This is a genomic window from Streptomyces sp. AA4, from assembly GCF_000158875.1.
Lineage (GTDB): Bacteria > Actinomycetota > Actinomycetes > Mycobacteriales > Pseudonocardiaceae > Amycolatopsis.
Genome location: NZ_GG657746.1, coordinates 5861502 through 5878092, shown reverse-complemented (window position 1 = coordinate 5878092; position 16591 = coordinate 5861502). Strand labels below are relative to the sequence as shown.

The 16591-nt window shown below is 68.9% G+C and carries 17 protein-coding genes; 6 read left to right on the top strand and 11 right to left on the bottom strand.

Annotated features, from left to right (window positions below; all coding sequences use genetic code 11):
* Positions 1 to 300: 300 nt before the first annotated feature.
* The gene (gene aspS / locus SSMG_RS26885; RefSeq protein ID WP_050788289.1) at positions 301 to 1545 is read right to left on the bottom strand and encodes an aspartate--tRNA(Asn) ligase; all 1245 of its coding nucleotides are present in this window, start codon (positions 1543 to 1545) and stop codon (positions 301 to 303) included.
* A gap of 288 nt (positions 1546 to 1833) precedes the next feature.
* Positions 1834 to 2982 carry a xylose isomerase gene (gene xylA / locus SSMG_RS26880; RefSeq protein WP_037714982.1) on the bottom strand — a complete coding sequence of 383 codons (1149 nt, stop codon included), beginning with the start codon at positions 2980 to 2982 and terminating at the stop codon, positions 1834 to 1836.
* Between the two features lie 79 nt (positions 2983 to 3061).
* On the opposite strand from xylA, the gene SSMG_RS26875 reads away from it, so the two are divergent.
* Complete coding sequence (locus SSMG_RS26875; protein WP_009081181.1) at positions 3062 to 4195, top strand: ROK family transcriptional regulator; 1134 nt, start codon at positions 3062 to 3064, stop codon at positions 4193 to 4195.
* On the opposite strand, the gene SSMG_RS26870 is transcribed toward SSMG_RS26875, so the two are convergent.
* Positions 4192 to 4914, bottom strand: coding sequence for a dienelactone hydrolase family protein (locus tag SSMG_RS26870; RefSeq protein ID WP_037714979.1), 723 nt, complete (start codon positions 4912 to 4914; stop codon positions 4192 to 4194). The two genes, SSMG_RS26875 and SSMG_RS26870, sit on opposite strands and share 4 nt — an antisense overlap.
* A gap of 134 nt (positions 4915 to 5048) precedes the next feature.
* Between SSMG_RS26870 and SSMG_RS26865 the strand changes: the two genes are divergently transcribed.
* On the top strand, positions 5049 to 6278 hold the full coding sequence (locus tag SSMG_RS26865) for an alkaline phosphatase (RefSeq protein WP_009081178.1): 1230 nt from the start codon (positions 5049 to 5051) through the stop codon (positions 6276 to 6278).
* Positions 6279 to 6394: 116 nt separating this feature from the next.
* Here the strand turns inward: SSMG_RS26865 and SSMG_RS26860 are convergent, their stop codons facing one another.
* Together SSMG_RS26860 and SSMG_RS26855 are read right to left on the bottom strand one after the other, a co-directional pair.
* Positions 6395 to 6865, bottom strand: a complete 471-nt coding sequence (locus SSMG_RS26860) for an SRPBCC domain-containing protein (RefSeq protein WP_009081177.1) — start codon at positions 6863 to 6865, stop codon at positions 6395 to 6397.
* Positions 6862 to 7200, bottom strand: coding sequence for a helix-turn-helix transcriptional regulator (locus SSMG_RS26855; RefSeq protein ID WP_009081175.1), 339 nt, complete (start codon positions 7198 to 7200; stop codon positions 6862 to 6864). The genes SSMG_RS26860 and SSMG_RS26855 overlap by 4 nt, the downstream gene beginning before the upstream one ends.
* A gap of 342 nt (positions 7201 to 7542) precedes the next feature.
* Between SSMG_RS26855 and SSMG_RS26850 the strand changes: the two genes are divergently transcribed.
* A complete protein-coding gene (locus SSMG_RS26850; RefSeq protein ID WP_009081174.1) occupies positions 7543 to 8997 on the top strand; it encodes an amidohydrolase in 1455 nt (484 codons plus the stop codon).
* A 1-nt stretch (position 8998) separates the two neighbouring features.
* Here SSMG_RS26850 and SSMG_RS26845 read toward each other — a convergent pair whose 3' ends face one another.
* Positions 8999 to 9763 (bottom strand): SDR family oxidoreductase, encoded by a 765-nt coding sequence (locus tag SSMG_RS26845; RefSeq protein ID WP_009081172.1) that lies wholly within the window; start codon positions 9761 to 9763, stop codon positions 8999 to 9001.
* Between the two features lie 101 nt (positions 9764 to 9864).
* Between SSMG_RS26845 and SSMG_RS26840 the strand changes: the two genes are divergently transcribed.
* A complete protein-coding gene (locus SSMG_RS26840) occupies positions 9865 to 10704 on the top strand; it encodes a helix-turn-helix domain-containing protein (RefSeq protein ID WP_009081171.1) in 840 nt (279 codons plus the stop codon).
* Positions 10705 to 10747: 43 nt separating this feature from the next.
* Here the strand turns inward: SSMG_RS26840 and SSMG_RS26835 are convergent, their stop codons facing one another.
* Positions 10748 to 11125: a helix-turn-helix domain-containing protein gene (locus SSMG_RS26835; RefSeq protein WP_009081170.1), complete on the bottom strand. Its 378-nt coding sequence runs from the start codon at positions 11123 to 11125 to the stop codon at positions 10748 to 10750.
* Positions 11126 to 11214: 89 nt separating this feature from the next.
* Here SSMG_RS26835 and SSMG_RS26830 point away from each other — a divergent pair, with 89 nt between their 5' ends.
* Positions 11215 to 12057 (top strand): NAD(P)H-binding protein, encoded by an 843-nt coding sequence (locus SSMG_RS26830; protein ID WP_009081169.1) that lies wholly within the window; start codon positions 11215 to 11217, stop codon positions 12055 to 12057.
* On the opposite strand, the gene SSMG_RS26825 is transcribed toward SSMG_RS26830, so the two are convergent.
* The gene (locus SSMG_RS26825; protein WP_009081168.1) at positions 12058 to 12600 is read right to left on the bottom strand and encodes a phosphoribosyltransferase family protein; all 543 of its coding nucleotides are present in this window, start codon (positions 12598 to 12600) and stop codon (positions 12058 to 12060) included.
* Between the two features lie 41 nt (positions 12601 to 12641).
* Positions 12642 to 13511, bottom strand: coding sequence for an SAM-dependent methyltransferase (locus tag SSMG_RS26820; RefSeq protein ID WP_009081167.1), 870 nt, complete (start codon positions 13509 to 13511; stop codon positions 12642 to 12644).
* A 363-nt stretch (positions 13512 to 13874) separates the two neighbouring features.
* Between SSMG_RS26820 and SSMG_RS26815 the strand changes: the two genes are divergently transcribed.
* Positions 13875 to 15107 (top strand): IS110 family transposase, encoded by a 1233-nt coding sequence (locus tag SSMG_RS26815; protein WP_009072274.1) that lies wholly within the window; start codon positions 13875 to 13877, stop codon positions 15105 to 15107.
* A gap of 40 nt (positions 15108 to 15147) precedes the next feature.
* On the opposite strand, the gene SSMG_RS26810 is transcribed toward SSMG_RS26815, so the two are convergent.
* The gene (locus SSMG_RS26810) at positions 15148 to 16026 is read right to left on the bottom strand and encodes a helix-turn-helix transcriptional regulator (RefSeq protein ID WP_199785998.1); all 879 of its coding nucleotides are present in this window, start codon (positions 16024 to 16026) and stop codon (positions 15148 to 15150) included.
* A gap of 176 nt (positions 16027 to 16202) precedes the next feature.
* On the bottom strand, positions 16203 to 16472 hold the full coding sequence (locus SSMG_RS43815; protein ID WP_100266892.1) for a DUF397 domain-containing protein: 270 nt from the start codon (positions 16470 to 16472) through the stop codon (positions 16203 to 16205).
* Positions 16473 to 16591 lie beyond the last annotated feature (119 nt).

The following is a 16591-nucleotide window of genomic DNA, read 5'->3' as shown; positions in this document are numbered from 1 at the left end:
ATATATATATATATATATATATATATATATATATATATATATATATATATATATATATATATATATATATATATATATAGATATATATATATATATATATATATATATATATATATATATAGATATATATATATATATATATATATATATATATATATATATATATATATATATATATATATATATATATATATATATATATATATATATATATATATATATATATATATATATATATATATATATATATATATATATATATATATATATATATATATATATATATCCCTTCACGGACTTTCAAGGCCGCAGGCGATGCAGGTCGCGGGGGAAGAGCGTCGCCCCGCGCACGTTCGCGACGCCCAGCACCCGCGCGACCCAGCGCTCCAGCCCGATCGCGAACCCGCCGTGCGGCGGCATACCGTACGCGAACGCGTCGAGGTAGTCCGAGTACTGCGCGGCCGCCTCGCCGAGCACGGCCAGGTAGTCCGCGTGGCGATGCAGCCGCTGGCCGCCGGTGACCAGTTCCAGACCGCGGAACAGCAGGTCGAAACTGTGCGAGCGGGCCGGGTCCGCCGGGTCGGGATGGGTGTAGAACGGCCGTTTCGCCATCGGGTATCCGGTCACGAACAGGAATTCCGACCCGTGTTCCCGCTCGGCCCATTCGCCCAGCCAGCGTTCGTGCGCGGGCGCGAGGTCCGGTTCGCCGCGCGGGTCCTCACTGGTGTTGCGGGCCAGAAGTGCTTGCGCCGCCGCGAAATCGATCGACGGAATCTCCTCTGGCACCGTCGGTGCGTCCGGCCCTGCTGCAGCGGCCATCTCCGCTACGACGTCCCGCAGCACGGTCATCACGTCGCGGTGGTCGGCGATGAAGCCCAGTTCCGCGTCGAGACTCGTGTACTGAGCCAGGTGTCGTGCGGTGTCGTGGGGTTCGGCCCGGAATACCGGACCCACCTCGTACACCCGCTCGAACACGCCGACCATGGCCTGCTTGAAAAACTGTGGTGATTGAGCGAGGTAAGCCGGACGTCCGAAGTAGTCGAGCTGGAAGACATTCGCCCCGGATTCCGTCGCCGTGGCAACGATCTTCGGCGTGTGAATCTCAGTGAATCCCTGTCCGTCCAATGCTCGCCGGAACGCGGCGACGCTCGCCGCGGCCACCTCGAAGCGCCGCCGCAGCACCGGATGCCGCAGCGCGACCGCCGCATTGTCCAGTACCACCGGCAAACCAGCGGCCACCTCTGGTCGATAAAGAGGAAACGGCGGCTGCTTTTCCGGTGCGGACAGTACTTCTAATACCGGCTCCCGCAGTTCGACTCCTTGCGGTGCCTGCGGATTGGCGACCACCTGCCCGGTGAGCCGCACGACGGTCTCCTCGGCGACCTCCGGCGGCTCGGCGAAAACCGCCTGTGCCGTGCCGGTCCGGTCGCGGACGACCAGGAACGCCACGGATTTCAGGACGCGCCGGCGGTGCACCCAGCCGGCGATCGTCACGGTGGAGCCCACGCGGCCACGCAGGCAGGCCACCGGGGTGCGGGTACTCATTCCTTCTCCTGAGCGCACTCGGCGACCCCTTGGGGGTGCGGGCGAGAAGGGACACTCGCGGTGCCACCGCACCTTCGCCGCCTGAGGGCGGCCTCGTTCTGGCCGGATGACGGCGGCCGGGCCGGCGGGGCATTTCCTCCCCGCACTCAGGAGTGTCTTCGCGCTGGGCCGCGACACTGCCTTCTCACCGCCGGCAGCTCTCTGTCCCTCGCGGGACCCTGCGCTACTTGTCTCCGTCAACGTGTTGCCCGCAACGGTAAAACACCGCCGCCATCCGCGTCGCCTGATTTACCGGACGCCGAGCAGATGCTCCAGAGCCAGCTGGTTGAGCCGGGTGAAGTGGTAGCCGCGCCGGCCGGCTGCTTCGACGTCGAACTCGTCGGCGGCCAGGTCGTCCAGGGTCTCGCCGGGCGCGAGCGTCGGCGTGGCCAGCTCCGGCACGCGCGACGCGGCGAGCGCCTCGGCGACCTCCGGATCGGCGCGGAACGCACGCGCTTTCTCTCGCAGGATCAGGTAAGTGCGCATGTTCGCCGCCGCGGAAACCCAGACGTCCTCGGGATCCTCGGTGCGCAGCGGTTTGTAGTCGAAGTGCCGGGGGCCGTCGTAGCCGCCGTGCTCCAGCAGGTCGACGAGGAAGAACGCGCTGGTCAGGTCGCCGTGGCCGAAAATCAGGTCCTGGTCGTACTTCGGGCCGTGCTGGCCGTTGAGGTCGAGGTGGAACAGCTTGCCCTGCCACAGTGCCTGCGCGATGCCGTGCACGAAGTTCAGCCCGGCCATCTGCTCGTGGCCGACCTCCGGATTCAGGCCGAACAGCTCGGGCCGCTCCAGCTGCGAGATGAACCCGAGCGCGTGGCCGATCGTCGGCAGCAGGATGTCGCCGCGCGGTTCGTTCGGCTTCGGCTCCAGGGCGAACCGCAGGTCGTAGCCTTGCGAAACGGCGTAGTCGGCGAGGACGTCGAGCCCCTCCTTGTAGCGGGCGAGCGCGGCGCGGACGTCTTTCGCCGCGTCGGATTCCGCTCCCTCGCGACCGCCCCACAGGACGTAGGTCTGCGCGCCGAGTTCCGCGGCGAGGTCGAGATTGCGCCGGACCTTAGTGAGCGCGTACCGCCGGATGTCGCGGTCGTTGCTGGTCAGGCCGCCGTCCTTGAAGACCGGGTGGCTGAACAGGTTCGTCGTCGCCATCGGCACGCGCAGCCCGGTGTCCGCGAGCGCCTTCTTGAACCTGGCGATCGCGGTGTCGCGGTCCGGTTCCGTGGCCAGCAGGTCGTCGTCGTGGAAGGTGACGCCGTACGCGCCGAGGCCGGCCAGCCGGTGCACGCTCTCGACCGGGTCGAGCGGCGGCCGGGTGGCGACACCGAACGGGTCGGCCGCGGGCCAGCCGACGGTCCACAACCCGAACGAGAATTTGTCTTCCGGCGCGGGGGCGTAGTCGGCCATGCCCGTCCCTCCATTTAGTTCACGATGTAGACTAAATACTGCGCTACGGTCGTCCCGGCCGTCAAGAGCGGAGGTCTGCATGGAACCGGTCCGGCACGACGCGATGCGGGCGCGGAACCTCGAGCTGGTGCTCGGCGAGATCAGCCGCGGCGGTCCGCTGACCCGTGCCGCGCTGGCGGAGCTGACCGGGCTGACCAAGTCGACCGTGTCCACTTTGGTCGGCTCGCTCCTGGACGCGGGCTTCCTCTCCGAAACCGCCGCCGTGCGCGCGGGCGAGCGCGGCCGACCCGGGGTCGAGGTGTCGCTGAGCGGCGCACGGATGGCTTCGCTGGGGCTTGAGGCCAATGTGGACTATCTCGCCGCGTGCCTCCTCGATCTAACCGGGACGGTCCGCCGGTCGGTCCGGATTGGGCGCGACAACCGTGGCGTGCCGGCGGAAACCGTGCTGGAGGCGGTGCGGGAGCTGGCTGCTTCGGAGCTGGCTGAGGCACGCGCACTGGGCCTGACGGTCGCTGGCGCGGTGCTCGCGGTGTCCGGTCCGGTGCGGGACGGCGTGGTGCTGAGCGCGCCGAACCTCGGCTGGCGGAACGTGCCCGTTTCGCTGGACCTGCCGGTCCCGGTTTCAGTGGACAACGAGGCCAACCTCGGCGCGCTGGGCGAGCTGTGGTTCGGTGCCGGCGCGGCGGATTTCCTTTACGTGTCCGGCGAAATCGGCATCGGGGCGGGCCTGGTGGCGGAGTCGCGGTTGTTCCGCGGCACCGGCGGCGAACTGGGGCACGTGCTGGTTTCCCCGTCCGGTCCGTCCTGCCGCTGCGGCGCGGTCGGTTGCCTGGAGACCTACGCCGGGCAGGAAGCGCTGCTGACCGCCGCCGGAGTATCCACAGTGGACGCTCTGGCCGCCGCCTTGGCCGATGGCGACGACGCGGCGTTGTCGGCGGCGGCCGCGGCGGGGGAGGCCTTGGGGCTGGCGCTGGCGTCGGCGGTCAATCTGGTGGACGTGGACCGCGTGGTGCTCGGCGGAGTCTTCGGGCCGTTGTTCCGCTGGCTGGCCCCCGCCGCGGAAGCGGTGCTGCGGGCGCGCTTGACCGGCCTGCGTGGTTCAGTGCCGGTGCTGAGCCCTTCCGCCCTCGGCGATTCCGCCGCGACGCTGGGCGCCGCGGGCCGCACCATCCACGGCGTTTTGGCTGATCCGAGCCCGTTTCTGGCCCGCTAGCCCAGGTTGTCGGCGAGCAGCGTCACGACGTCGCGCCAGGCCCGCTCGGCGTGCACCGCGTGATAGCCGACGCCGGGCAGCAGCCGCTGCTCCGGGCCGATCGGCGGATGGTGGAAGGCGTGCTGGGCGCCGCCGTAGACCGTGAGCCGCCAGTCGACGCCCGCGTCCTGCATCTCGGCGGCGAACGCGTCCCGTTGCGCTGGCGGCATGATCGGGTCCTCCGAGCCGACGCCCGCCCACACCGGGCAGCGGATGTTCGCGGCCTCGCCCGGACGGCCGGTGACCAGCCCGTTGACCGTCCCGATCGCCCGCAGGTCGACGCCCGCGCGGCCGAGTTCCAGTACGACCGCGCCGCCGGTGCCGTACCCGATCCCGGCGATCCGGTCCGGATCGGTGCGCGGTTCGGCGAGCAGCACGTCGAGCGCCGCGCGGCCGATGTCGCGTAACCGGTCGGGGTCGTCGAGCAGCGGCAGGCAGCGGGCCAGCATCTCGTCCGGATCGGTGAACCAGCGGCCGCCGTGGATGTCGAAAGCCAGCGCCACGTAACCCTGTTCGGCCAGTGCGTCGGCCCGGGCGCGCTGGAAATCGTTGAGGCCGGTGCCTTCGGGGCCGATCAGGACCCCGGGCCGCCGATCAGTGCCCGCGGGGAGGGCGAGGCGTCCGACCATGGTGAGGCCGTCGGCCGGGTATTCGACGGTGCGTGTCGTGACGGTCTCCATGCGCACCAACCGTAGTGAGCGCCGCGGCCCGGCGGGGTGCTGTTCACCGTCGGCGGACACGTCCGTTCAGGTGACCTTCTCGCGGGAGTCTGCGAAACATGTTAGGAAAGCTTCCTAACTAAAGGAGGATCCGGATGCGCAAGACGATGGTGCTCGCCGCGGCCGTGCTCGCGGTGGCCGGGGCAGTGCCCGCGGTCGCGATGGCGGGCGACAGTCCCGCCGCGGACTCCAGCGGCTGGCGCCCGAAAGCACGCAACATCGTCTACATCCAGGGCGACGGCATGGGTGCGGCGCAGCGGGAGTTCATCCGGCTCGCGACGACCGGCCGGGCGGGCGACCTGGCGATGAACCGGCTTCCGGTGACGGGCATGGTGCACACCGACCCGGATGACCCGGAAAATCTCGTCACCGACTCGGCCGCGGCGGCGACCGCGCTGGCCACCGGCCGCAAAACCCGCAACGGCGCGGTCGGACAGGACGCGCAGGGCCGTCGGTTGCTGACCGTGCTTGAGCAGGCGAAACGCGCGGGCAAGTCGACCGGCTTGGTCACCACCGCGCAGGTCACCGGCGCGTCGCCCGCCGCGTTCGCGTCACACGTGCCTTCGCGGGACCTGCAGAGCGACATCGCGAAGCAGTACATCACCGAAAGCCGTCCGGAAGTCCTCCTCGGCGGCGGCGAAGACTGGTGGCTGCCGAAGGGCGACCCCGGGGCGTGGCCGGACAAGCCGGGCGAGGAAAGCCGCAGCACGCATGGGAATCTCATCGAACAGGCGAAGCGGTCCGGCTACACCTACGTGCGGAACGCGAGCGAACTCGCCGCGACTCGCGCGCCGCGGTTGCTCGGGCTGTTCGCGAACGAGGACATGGTCGACTACGGCCCGGACGGCAAGGGCGCGTACCAGCCGAAGGTCGCGCTGCCGGTGATGGCGAAGAAGGCGCTCGACACGCTTTCCGCCAACCCGCGCGGCTTTTTCCTGTTCCTGGAAGAAGAAGGCATCGACGGGATGTCCCATGAGAACAACGCACACGGCGTCCTCGACGCGGGCCGGGCGCTCGACGCGGCCGTCGCCGAAGTGCTTCGCTTCACCCGCTCGCACCCGGACACCCTGGTGATCATCGGCGGCGACCACGAAACCGGCGGACTGGCCATTGAGGACACTGACGGAGCGCCCGAGGGTAATGAGGACGGTCCGTTTCCCGTGCCGGGCACCAAACTTTCGCTGACCGTCGACTGGACGACCGGCGACCACAGCGGCGTGCCGACCCCGGTCACCGCGACCGGCCCGGGTTCGGATCGCCTCGACGGGACGCTGGACAACACCGACGTCTACCGCGCGATGGTCTCTGCCGCGCACCTGTCATGACCCCCCCGGGTCAGGCCCGGCCGCCGCGGGAAACGCGTCGCTAGTGTCCTCTGTGGACGATATCGGTCGCTGGCCGACGCCGTCGAGCGGGACGAACGCGGTGACCGATACCTTCCTCAGGCCGCGCTTTCCGCGACCCGGGCGAGTTGAGCGGTGACCGTGCCCCAACCGTCCGCGAACCCGAGATCAGCGTGCCGTTCCCGTGCCGCCGGGTCCCCGTGCCGAACGACCGCGCGATAATCCGTGCCCTCCGGATGATCCCGAAGGACGATCTCGGCCGTCATCGCGACCGGCTGCGGGTTCGCCGGCCGCCACGCGCTGTCGAGTGCGTTGGTGAAAACGATCCGCTCGTAGTCTTCGACGACGAGGAAACACGCGTCGAGATGCGGGACGAAGCGGTGGCCGTCCTCGCTCATCTTCGTGACGAACGCACCCCCGGCGCGCACGTCAAGTTCCTCGACGCGGCACCGCAGCGGCGCGGGAATCCACCACTGGGCGAGGCTCGCCGGGTCGGTCCAGGCGTCCCAGACGCGCTTGCGAGGCGCGCGGATGACGCGGTCTAGGGCGAGATCGAGGTCGGGGTTCACGGCTGGTCCTCCTCTTGGCTGGTGACGAACTGCGCGAGCCGGTCGGTGCGCCCGGCCCAGACTCGTCGCTGCTCGGCGAGCCAGTCCTCGACGAGCGCGAACCGCTCGCGGTTGAGGACGCACGTCCGCACCCGCCCGGACTTCACGGTGCGGATCAGCCCGTGCGCCTCGAGCATCCGCACGTGCTTCATGAAGGACGGCAGGGTCATCGGCGCCTCGCCCGCCAGGTCCCCGACACTCGCCGGTCCCTGCCCGAGCCGCCGCACGACCGCCCGCCGGGTCGGATCGGCGAGGGCGGCGAAGACCCCGTCGAGCGTGGACGAATACTGAGCCATGAGGCTAAGTATTGCGGGCGGGAATGGTTAGCGCAAGGGCTAAGTGTTGCGGGGCGGCCGACGGCCGTGGCGGGGTGCAAGCAAAGCGTGAACAGGGCTGCGGCCGCTCCGGATCCGGCAACTGCGGCGCGGCCTCCTGACGAACCGCCTAGCGCGGCGGTTGAGGCAAAGCGGCAACCGAGGGAGTCGAACCCTGCGCGGCTTGTGAAGGCGGCGCTCCTGACCGGCCCTGACCCTTCGGCGGGCGACGGCTGCCATGTCTTCCGAATACCCGTTTCAACGCCGGCCTCAGCACCCGAATTCCCGCTTCACCCGAACGGGGCTGCCTGGCAGGCTGGGCGCATGGACGATCTTCTCCTCCGCCGCGTCCGGGTCGGGTTGCGAGGGCCGCTCGCCGACGTCCGGGTGCGCGACGGCGTCGTGACGGCTGTCGAGGAACCGGGCACTGGCAGCGGGTTCGCCGCGCGCGTGCTCGACGGGCACGGCGGCACGCTCCTGCCCGGGCTCGTCGACGCGCACGCGCACCTCGTTCAGTGGGCCGGTTTCCGCAGGCGCATCCCGCTGGACAGCGCGCGATCCGCGGTCGGCGCGGTCGAACTGCTGATGGAGAAGCTGCTCGACGCATCGGCGGGCGAACTCGTCGTCGGCGTCGGGTTCCGGGACGCGCTGTGGCCGGACCGGCCGCACAAGGATCTGCTGCAGCGCGCGCTGCCGGGCCGCGCGGTGGCGTTGTTCAGCGCGGATCTGCATACGTTGTGGCTCAGCCCGGCCGCGCTGAAACTGATCGGCCGCGAGCATCCGACCGGCGTCCTGCTGGAGAACGACTGCATGAGCGCCACGGCGGCGTTGCCGTCCGCGCCGGTCGAGGTCCAGGACGACTGGGTCGCCGAGGCGCTGGCCACCGCGGCGAAGCGGGGCGTGACGTCGGTGGTCGACTACGAATATGCGGACACGGTCGCGGATTGGACTCGACGAGCGGCCAAGGCAAAGCCGGCGACGAGGGTTTCCTGTGTGATCGCGCGGTATCTGCTGGACGAGACTATCCAGAGAGGACACCGTACCGGCGATGTTCTGCCCGCGGGCGAAGGGTTGCTCACGGTCGGTCCGTTCAAGCTGTTTGTCGACGGTTCGCTCAACACCCGCACCGCCTACTGTCACGAGTCTTACCCGGGATCTGGCGAAAACGGGTTGCTGGAGCTGCCGCCGGAGGAACTGGTTCCGTTGCTGCGCCGCGCGCACGAGCACGGGCTGACCCCCGCGGTGCACGCGATCGGCGACCACGCCAACACCATCGCGCTGGACGCGTTCGAGGAGGTCGGCTGCCCGGGCCGGATCGAGCACGCGCAGTTGCTGCGGCCCGAGGACGTGCCGAGGTTCGCCGCGCTCGGACTGGTCGCGAGTGTGCAGCCCGCGCACCAGCCCGACGACCGCGACGTCGCCGACCGGCATTGGCACGGCCGCACCGAGCGCGCGTACGCCTATCGCGCCCTGCTGGACGCCGGCGCCCGGCTGGAACTCGGCTCGGACGCGCCGGTCGCGCCGCTCGATCCGTGGGACGGCATCGCCGCCGCGGTCGGCCGGACCGACGACGACCGGCCGCCGTGGCATCCGGAGCAGGCCATCCCGCTCGAAGACGCGCTGGCCGCGTCCTCGGGCGGCCGCCGCGGCGTCCGGGTCGGCGACGTGGCCGATCTGGTGCTGACGGCGGCTGACCCGAGTGGACTGTCCACAAAGGAGCTGCGGGAAATGCCGGTCTCCGCGACGATCGTGGCGGGGAAGCCGACGTACCTGGCGTAGCTCACTTCCCGTGCGGGTCCGCGGCGTTGAGCGTCGCCACCACCTGGTGGTAGTCGCCGCGGGCCTCGCCGTGGCGGAGGAATTTGACGTTCTCGACCTGGATCTCGGTGGCGTCCGGCTGCGTTTCGAGCAGTTCCATGACCTCGCTGACGAACGCGTCCAGCGGCATCGCGAACTCGCTTTCCTCCTGACCGGGCAGGAGCGCGGTCCGCACCGCCGGCGGCTCCAGTTCGACGACCTTCACCGACGTGTCGGCCAGCTGCAGCCGCAGCGATTCGCTGAGCATGTGGATAGCGGCCTTCGACGCGTTGTAGCTCGGCGTGGCCTTCAGCGGCGCGAAGGCGAGGCCGGACGAAACGGTGAGGATCGTGGCGTCCGGACGGGTCTGCAGGTGCTCGACGAACGCGGCGATGAGCCGGATCGGGCCGAGAACGTTGGTGGTCAAGGTCGCTTCCGCGCTGTCCAAAAAGGACTCCGGGCGGTGCCAGTCCTCGACGCGCATGATGCCCGCCATCGGCACGAGCACGTTCAGGTCCGGATGCTTCGCGAGCACCTCCTTGGCCGCGGTTTCGATGCTTGCCGGATCGGTGGTGTCGATCTGCACGGTATCGAGCCCGGGGTGGTCGGCGGCGATCCGGGCGAGCAGTTCGGCGCGCCGCCCGCCGACGATGACCGTGTTGCCCTTCGCCTGCAGTTCGCGGGCGAGGGCGAGGCCGATCCCGCTGGTCGAGCCGGGGATGAAGACGGTGTTTCCGGTGATGTTCATGCCACTGAGTTTCGGCGGAGCGAAGCGGCGGCGGCAGAGACCGCGTATCGGGGGATCGGCGATCCCTGGCTGCGGCGGCGAGCCGGGCAGATACTGGGTCCATGGATCGAGCTGAGCTGGCTGCCTTTCTCCGCAGCCGTCGCGAGGGGTTGCGGCCCGAGGACGTCGGGCTGCCCGCGGGCGCGCGGCGGCGGGCAGCCGGGCTGCGGCGGGAGGAGGTCGCGGCGCTGGCGGCGATGTCCACCGACTATTACACGCGCCTGGAGCAGCAACGCGGACCGCAGCCGAGCGAGCAGATGCTGGCCGCGCTGGCCCGGGCACTGCGGCTCACCGACGACGAGCGCGACTACCTGTTCCACCTCGCCGGCCGCACCGCACCGTCCCCGGTCGTCGCCGCGACGCACGTCGCTCCGGCGCTGATGCGGGTGCTCGACCGGTTGTCGGACACGCCCGCGCTCATCCTGTCGAATCTCGGCGAGGTGCTGGTGCAGAACCGGTTCGCGGAGGCGTTGTACGGCGACCGATCGCAGTACACCGGACTGGCGCGCAGCGAGATCTACCGGTGGTTCACCGACCCGGCCGAACGGCTCGTCTATCCCGCGCACGACCGGGACCGGCAGAGCCGCGCGCTGGTGGCGAACCTGCGGGTGGTGCACGGGTCGATGGGACCGCGCTCGCGGGCGGGCGAGCTGGTGCGCGCGCTGACCCGCGAGAGCCCGGAGTTCGCGCGGCTGTGGGAAGAACGCCAAGTGGCCAAACGGTTCGAGGACCACAAGGTGCTCGTGCATCCGCAACTGGGCGAGATCGAGGTGGACTGCCAGGTGCTGTTCACCGAGGACCAGTCGCAGGCGCTGCTGGTGCTGACCGCGCCGCCCCGCAGCGAGGCGTTCGAGAAAATCCAGCTGCTGGGCGTGCTGGGGAACGAGCAGTTCGCCGGTTAGCCGGGGGTATGCCGGTGAGAACCGGCATCGCCGCGCACGAGCCTCAGCGCGGAAGCGGCCCGGTATACGCGTCGCGAGCCCGCTCCACCGCGGGCAGATGCTCGTCGGTCCACTCGGCGAGCGCGGCGAAGACCGGGGCCAGGCTCCGGCCGAGTTCGGTGATCTCGTACTCGACGCGCGGCGGCACCTCGGCGTAGTAGCGCCGGTGCACCAGGCCGTCGCGTTCGAGCTGGCGAAGCCGCTGGGTGAGGACCTTGCCGGTCGCGCCGAGCTGCCGTTCCAGCTCGCCGAAACGCACCGGCCCGGACTGGTTGAGCGTCCAGAGGATCGGGGTCGTCCACCGGCTGAACAGCAGGTCGACGGTCGGGCTGATCCGGCACGCGGCCAGCGGATCCGCGGCGGTGCGCTCGGTGGTGGTCATGCGGCTCCAATACTTTCCCTGAGGAACCTACTGTACGGCCGCTTTTAGCCTCGCTGTGTCGCTTTCGACCCCTAGCTGAGGAGCAAGTCTTGATCGTCGTCACTGGTGCCACGGGCAACGTCGGCCGCCTGCTGGTCGAGTCCCTTTCCGAATCCGGCCACGCCGTGACCGCCGTTTCGCGGGGCGTGACGTCCCCGCCGCCGTCACGGCCCGGCGTGACCCCGATGGTCGCGGATCTCGCCGACGCGGGCAGCCTGGTCCCGGCGCTGAAAGGCGCGGACGCCCTGTTTCTGCTGGTCTCCGGCGCGGGAGCGCACGTCGACGGGGAAGCAGTCCTGCAGGCCGCGGCCGACGCTGGCGTCTCGCGGGTGGTCCTGCAGTCGTCCCAGGCCGCCGGAACCCGCCCGGAGGCGGTTTCGCACGCGCCGCTGGCCGCGTTGGAGGAGACGGCGCGGACGTCCGGTCTGGAATGGACAATCCTTCGTCCCGGCGGATTCACGACCAACGCCTTCGCCTGGATCCCGTCGATTCGGGCGCAGCGCAAGGTTTTCTCGCCGTTCGGCGACGTCGCGCTCCCCGCGGTGGACCCGCTCGACATCGCCGAAGTCGCCGCCGCCGCGCTGACTGGTCGCGGTCATGCCGGGCAGACGTACGTCCTCACCGGACCGGAGGCGACGAGCCCGCGACAGCGTGCGGAGATCCTCGGAACTGCCCTCGGGGAACCGCTGGAGTTCGTCGAGGTTGCCCGAGCGCAGGCGCGCGAGCAGATGGTGCAGCAGATGCCGGAACCGGTCGCCGACGGGACGCTCGACATCCTCGGCCAGCCGCTTCCGGAGGAGCTTCGCGTCAGCCCCGCTGTCGAGAAGGTGCTGTGCCGCCCGGCGACCTCGTTCGCTTCCTGGGTGAGCCGCAGCGTCGACGCGTTCCGGTGATCACAAATCGCGCGAGTGCAGGAGGGACCGGACGCGGAGTTGCCGGCGGGGCTCGTGGCGACGCAGCCCGTCGACAATCACCGCGGCCCCGATCCAGGTCGCCCCGGCGTCGGCGACCAGGGCTTGCGCGGCGAAGGCTTGGCCGCCGGTGTCGATCCAGTCGTCCACCAGCAACGCGCGGTCGCCCGCCTGGAGCAGGCGGCGGCTGAAGCCGAGCCGGAGGTGGCGGTCCTGGTAGTCCGGGGGCGAGGTGCGCTGGAGCCACCGGTCGGAATCGCCGGCCGGGTACCGGTTTTTGCGCACCTCGACGAAGCCCGCGCCGAGTTCCACCGCGACCAGCGGACCCAGCAGCGAGCCGCGGGATTCGGGGCCCAGCACGACATTCGGCCGTTCGTCGGCGAACAGCCCGGCGAGCGCCGGGCCGAGTTCGCGCAGCAGTCCGGGCGCCCGCCACCACCCCGCCGGGTCGGGGAAGCGGCGGCGGTCCGGCCCGTCCCCGAGCCAGGCGGTGGCCTCGCGGATCCGGTCCGCCACGGTGCTCATGCGTTCGATGGTCGCAGCGGCCGGTGCCCGAAGCGAGCGAATTATGGCTTTCGCGCGGCTCCCGCGAGGATCACCGAATGCGCGGGCGTCTCGAACTCCACCTGCGGCGCGCCTTCGCCGGATTCCTCCGGATGCCACGACGGCGTCCAGGTGAGCCCCGGTTCGAGCATTTCGAAGGACCCGAACAGCGCCTGGATCTCCTCGCGCAAACGCCAGATCACCGGGCTGCTGGAGCGGTCGTACATCTGCTTCAGCTCGACGAGCCCGGCGTCCACGCCGGAGGGGACGCCCTCGTCGGTGATGTGGGAGATGGCGAGAAACGAGCCGGGGGCGAGGAGATCGCGGTACTGCGCGACGATGGACGGGCCGAGGTCCTCGGTGCCGCCGCTGTCCTCGGCGGGCGGCTGCTGGACGTGCAGCACCGCGATCAGCAGCAGCGCGAGGGGTTTCTCGACGTCGATGACGCCGGTCGCGGCGATCTGTTCCCACAGCCGTTCCGGGTCGCGCATGTCCGCGTGGATCACCGCGTGCCGGTCGAGGTCGCCCGACTCGCGCAGCAGGGTCTCCGAATGCGCGACGGCGACCGGTTCGTAGTCGACGTAGCAGACGTGGCTCTCGCCCGGCGCGAGCTCGTCGGCGACCTGGTGCGCGTGGCCCATGGTCGGCACGCCGGAGCCGATGTCGACGAACTGCCGCACGCCCTGTTTCACCAGGTGCCGCACGAGGCGGTGCAGGAACAGCCGGTTGGCCTTGGCGATCGGGCGGATCAGCGGGAACTCGCGGATCACCTCGTCGGCGAACTCCCGGTCGATCGTCCAGTTGGTGGTGCCGCCGAGGTAGTAGTCGTACACCCGCGCGACGCTCGGGTGGTCGAGGTCGACCCCGGGAGGCGGGAAGGGTTCGTCGGCCACCGGTGGCTGTTCCTAATCGGTAGTAGGGATAGTTCTTCCGGCTCGTGACCGGGTCGGTTGGTGCTGGTCCGCCGGCGGGCGACGCCTGTGGGTTCCCGTCGTTCGACGACTTGTGAAAGAACGGCGCGTCCGCCGGTGGACTGGTGATCGTGGTGGTGGGATGTCGTGGCCCGAGTCCGCCGCAGGAGGTGACCTCTCGATGTGTTCCCGAGCTTCGAGCTCTTCGACAGAACGAGGACCCTGCGGTGTGCTGGAGTCACGAACGGCTACTGAGATGACGGACCGCCGAGTCCCGCGATTAGGGCGCTGCGTGACCCCGCCTGGACCCGTGAGCAGCAGCAACAGGAAAGGAAACGTGACGGTTTGACACTGTTCTGCGGCATCGACTGGGCCGAATCCCACCACGACGTCGCCATCATCGACGACACCGCAACCGTGATCGCCAAAGCCCGCATCGGCGACGACGCCACCGGGTTCGCCCGGCTGCTCGACCTGCTCGCCGAGGCCGGAGACACCGCCGACGCGCAGATCCCGGTCGGCATCGAAACCGACCACGGGCTGCTCGTCGCCGCGCTGCGCTCCACCGGCCGCACCATTTACGCGATCAACCCCCTCTCGGCATCGCGCTACCGGGCCCGGCACCAGGTGTCGGGCGCGAAGTCCGACGCCGCGGACGCCGCGCTGCTGGCCAACATCGTGCGCACCGACGCGGCCGCGCACCGACCGCTGCCGGCCGACACCGAACTGGCCCAAGCGGTGCGGGTGCTGGCACGAGCGCAACAGGACGCGGTCTGGGCCCGCCAGCAGCTGGGCAACCAGCTCCGGTCGCTGCTCAAGGAGTTCTACCCCGCGGCGCTGGAAGCGTTCGCCGGACAGCCCGAGGGCGGCCTGGCCCGCCGCGACGCCCGCACCGTCCTCGCCGCCGCCCCGACACCCGCGCTCGCAGCGACACTGACCCGCGCCCGGCTGCGGACACTGCTGACCAAGGCCGGACGCCGCCGCAACGTCGATGCCGACGTCGACCGCCTCCACGGCGTGTTCCGGTCCGAGCGGCTGCGGCAACCGCCGATCGTGGAGAACGCGATGGGCATCCAGTTTTCGGCTCTGCTGAGCCAATTCGAGGCCGCCTGCGCCGCCTCCGACAGTCTGGCGGAGGCGGCACGGACACATTTTGAACAGCACCCGGACGCCACGATCATCACCAGCTTCCCCGGCCTCGGACTGCTGGCCGGCGCCCGGGTGCTCGCCGAAATCGGAGACGACCGCACCCGCTTCACCGATCCCCGCGGACTGAAGGCCTACGCCGGATCCGCACCGATCACCCGCGCCAGCGGCCGAAAAACCGTGGTCTCGCACCGCCACATCAAAAACCGCCGCCTCGCCGCAGTCGGACCCGTCTGGGCGCTCGCCTCGCTGCGAGCCAGCCCCGGCGCACGACGCCACTTCGACACCCGCCGCGCCGCCGGAGACTGGAACCACCAAGCCCAACGCCACCTGTTCAACAAATTCCTCGGACAACTCCACCACTGCCTGCAGACGGACCGCCTCTACGACGAACACCAAGCCTTCCCACCTCCTCCAGCCCACACGGCTTGACTTCTAACAACCTGAGATGTCTTTCGTTCGGGACTTCTGGTCAGCGGGCGGGCGGCGCGCAGCGGCTCGCCCATTCCTTCAGGTACTGCAGGGATTCCTCGCGCGAGAGCGTGGCGGCGAGCTGAGCCTCCCACGACTCCTCGTAGGAGGCGAACTCGTCCTGGCTCTGCGGCACGGTGATGAGCTTGACTTTGCTTTCCTGGTAAGCGAAATCGGGCAGCTCGGGATGGTCGAAGCGGAGGATGGTGAAGTCCTCGTCGGGGTAGGCGGCCGCGTCGCGCGGGAGGATCCGGACCTCGGCGAACGGATGCGTTTCGACGATCCGGATCATGTGCTCGAGCTGGTCGGTGGCGATGCTGGCCTTGGTGCCGAAGACGAGTTTCTCGATGCAGCTGTACTCCAGCATGAAGACCGCCCGCGGACCCGGGGAGGCGTCGAAAAGCCGTTGCCGCGCCTTGCGTTCGGCGACCCGTTCGGTGACCCGCTCCTGGCGGCTGGCCTGGAACTGGGCGAGCATGTAATACTCCGATTGGAGCAGTCCGGGGATGCGGTTCCCGGTCCAGCTGAGGATTTCCGCCGCGGCCTGCTCGCGTTCGAGGATCTCCCGGAACCACTGCGGCGTGATCATCCTCCGCTCGGCGCGGCGCGCGGAAGGATCGTTGGCCAGGTTGAGTTCCCGCAGCTGATCGGCCTCGGCGGGCGGGATGTCCAGGACCTCGATGATCCGCTCGAGATCGTCCGGCCGGGTGCCCGCCTTGCCGGATTCGATCTTCTGGATCTTGGGCTGTTTGCAGCCGATCCCGTCGGCGAGGTCGACCTGGGTCAGCCCGCGTGCGGTGCGCCACTTGAGGATCCGGGAGCCCAGCCGGGAACGCTGGGTCCGCAGGGAGGGCGGCGGTTGCCGGATCGGGGAGGTCACCAGGGGCTCCGTCATTTCGTCCAGGGGCCGATGTGAGAACCTCCGATGATAATGCGCCGACCCGACGGGCAAAACTCCGGGTCGGCGCCTTTTTCGCAAGGTTCCGTGCGGTTTCGGCCGGGCGCCGCGCCTGGTTCCGAGCGGTTCCGCCGCGGCGCCGCGGCTGTCGTGCCTGGTCAGCCGTCGAATTCCCCGCGCCGCACGGCCTCGACGAACCGCGCCCACTCGCCCCGGTCGAAGACCAGGACCGGGGAGCTGTCGATCTTGCTGTCCCGCACGCCGACGAGCCCGTGAGCGCCGAGGTTGACCTCGACGCAGTTGCCGGAATTCGGCCCGCAAGCAGCGGGTTTCCGCCAGGAGTGGTCCGGGAAACGCGCTGCGGGCCCGGCCGCCGGAAGGTGGTCCCGGTGTGCGTGCTGCGGCTCGTGCGGGTCGTAGGTGTCCACTGCAACCCCTCGTTTTCTCGTATTCGGACGGCGAATGGAATATTCCGCGGAGAACGGAATGTGTTCGGAATATTCCTGAGGGTAGTGGGCTGGTGGATCAATGGCGCGGTGCGTCGGGG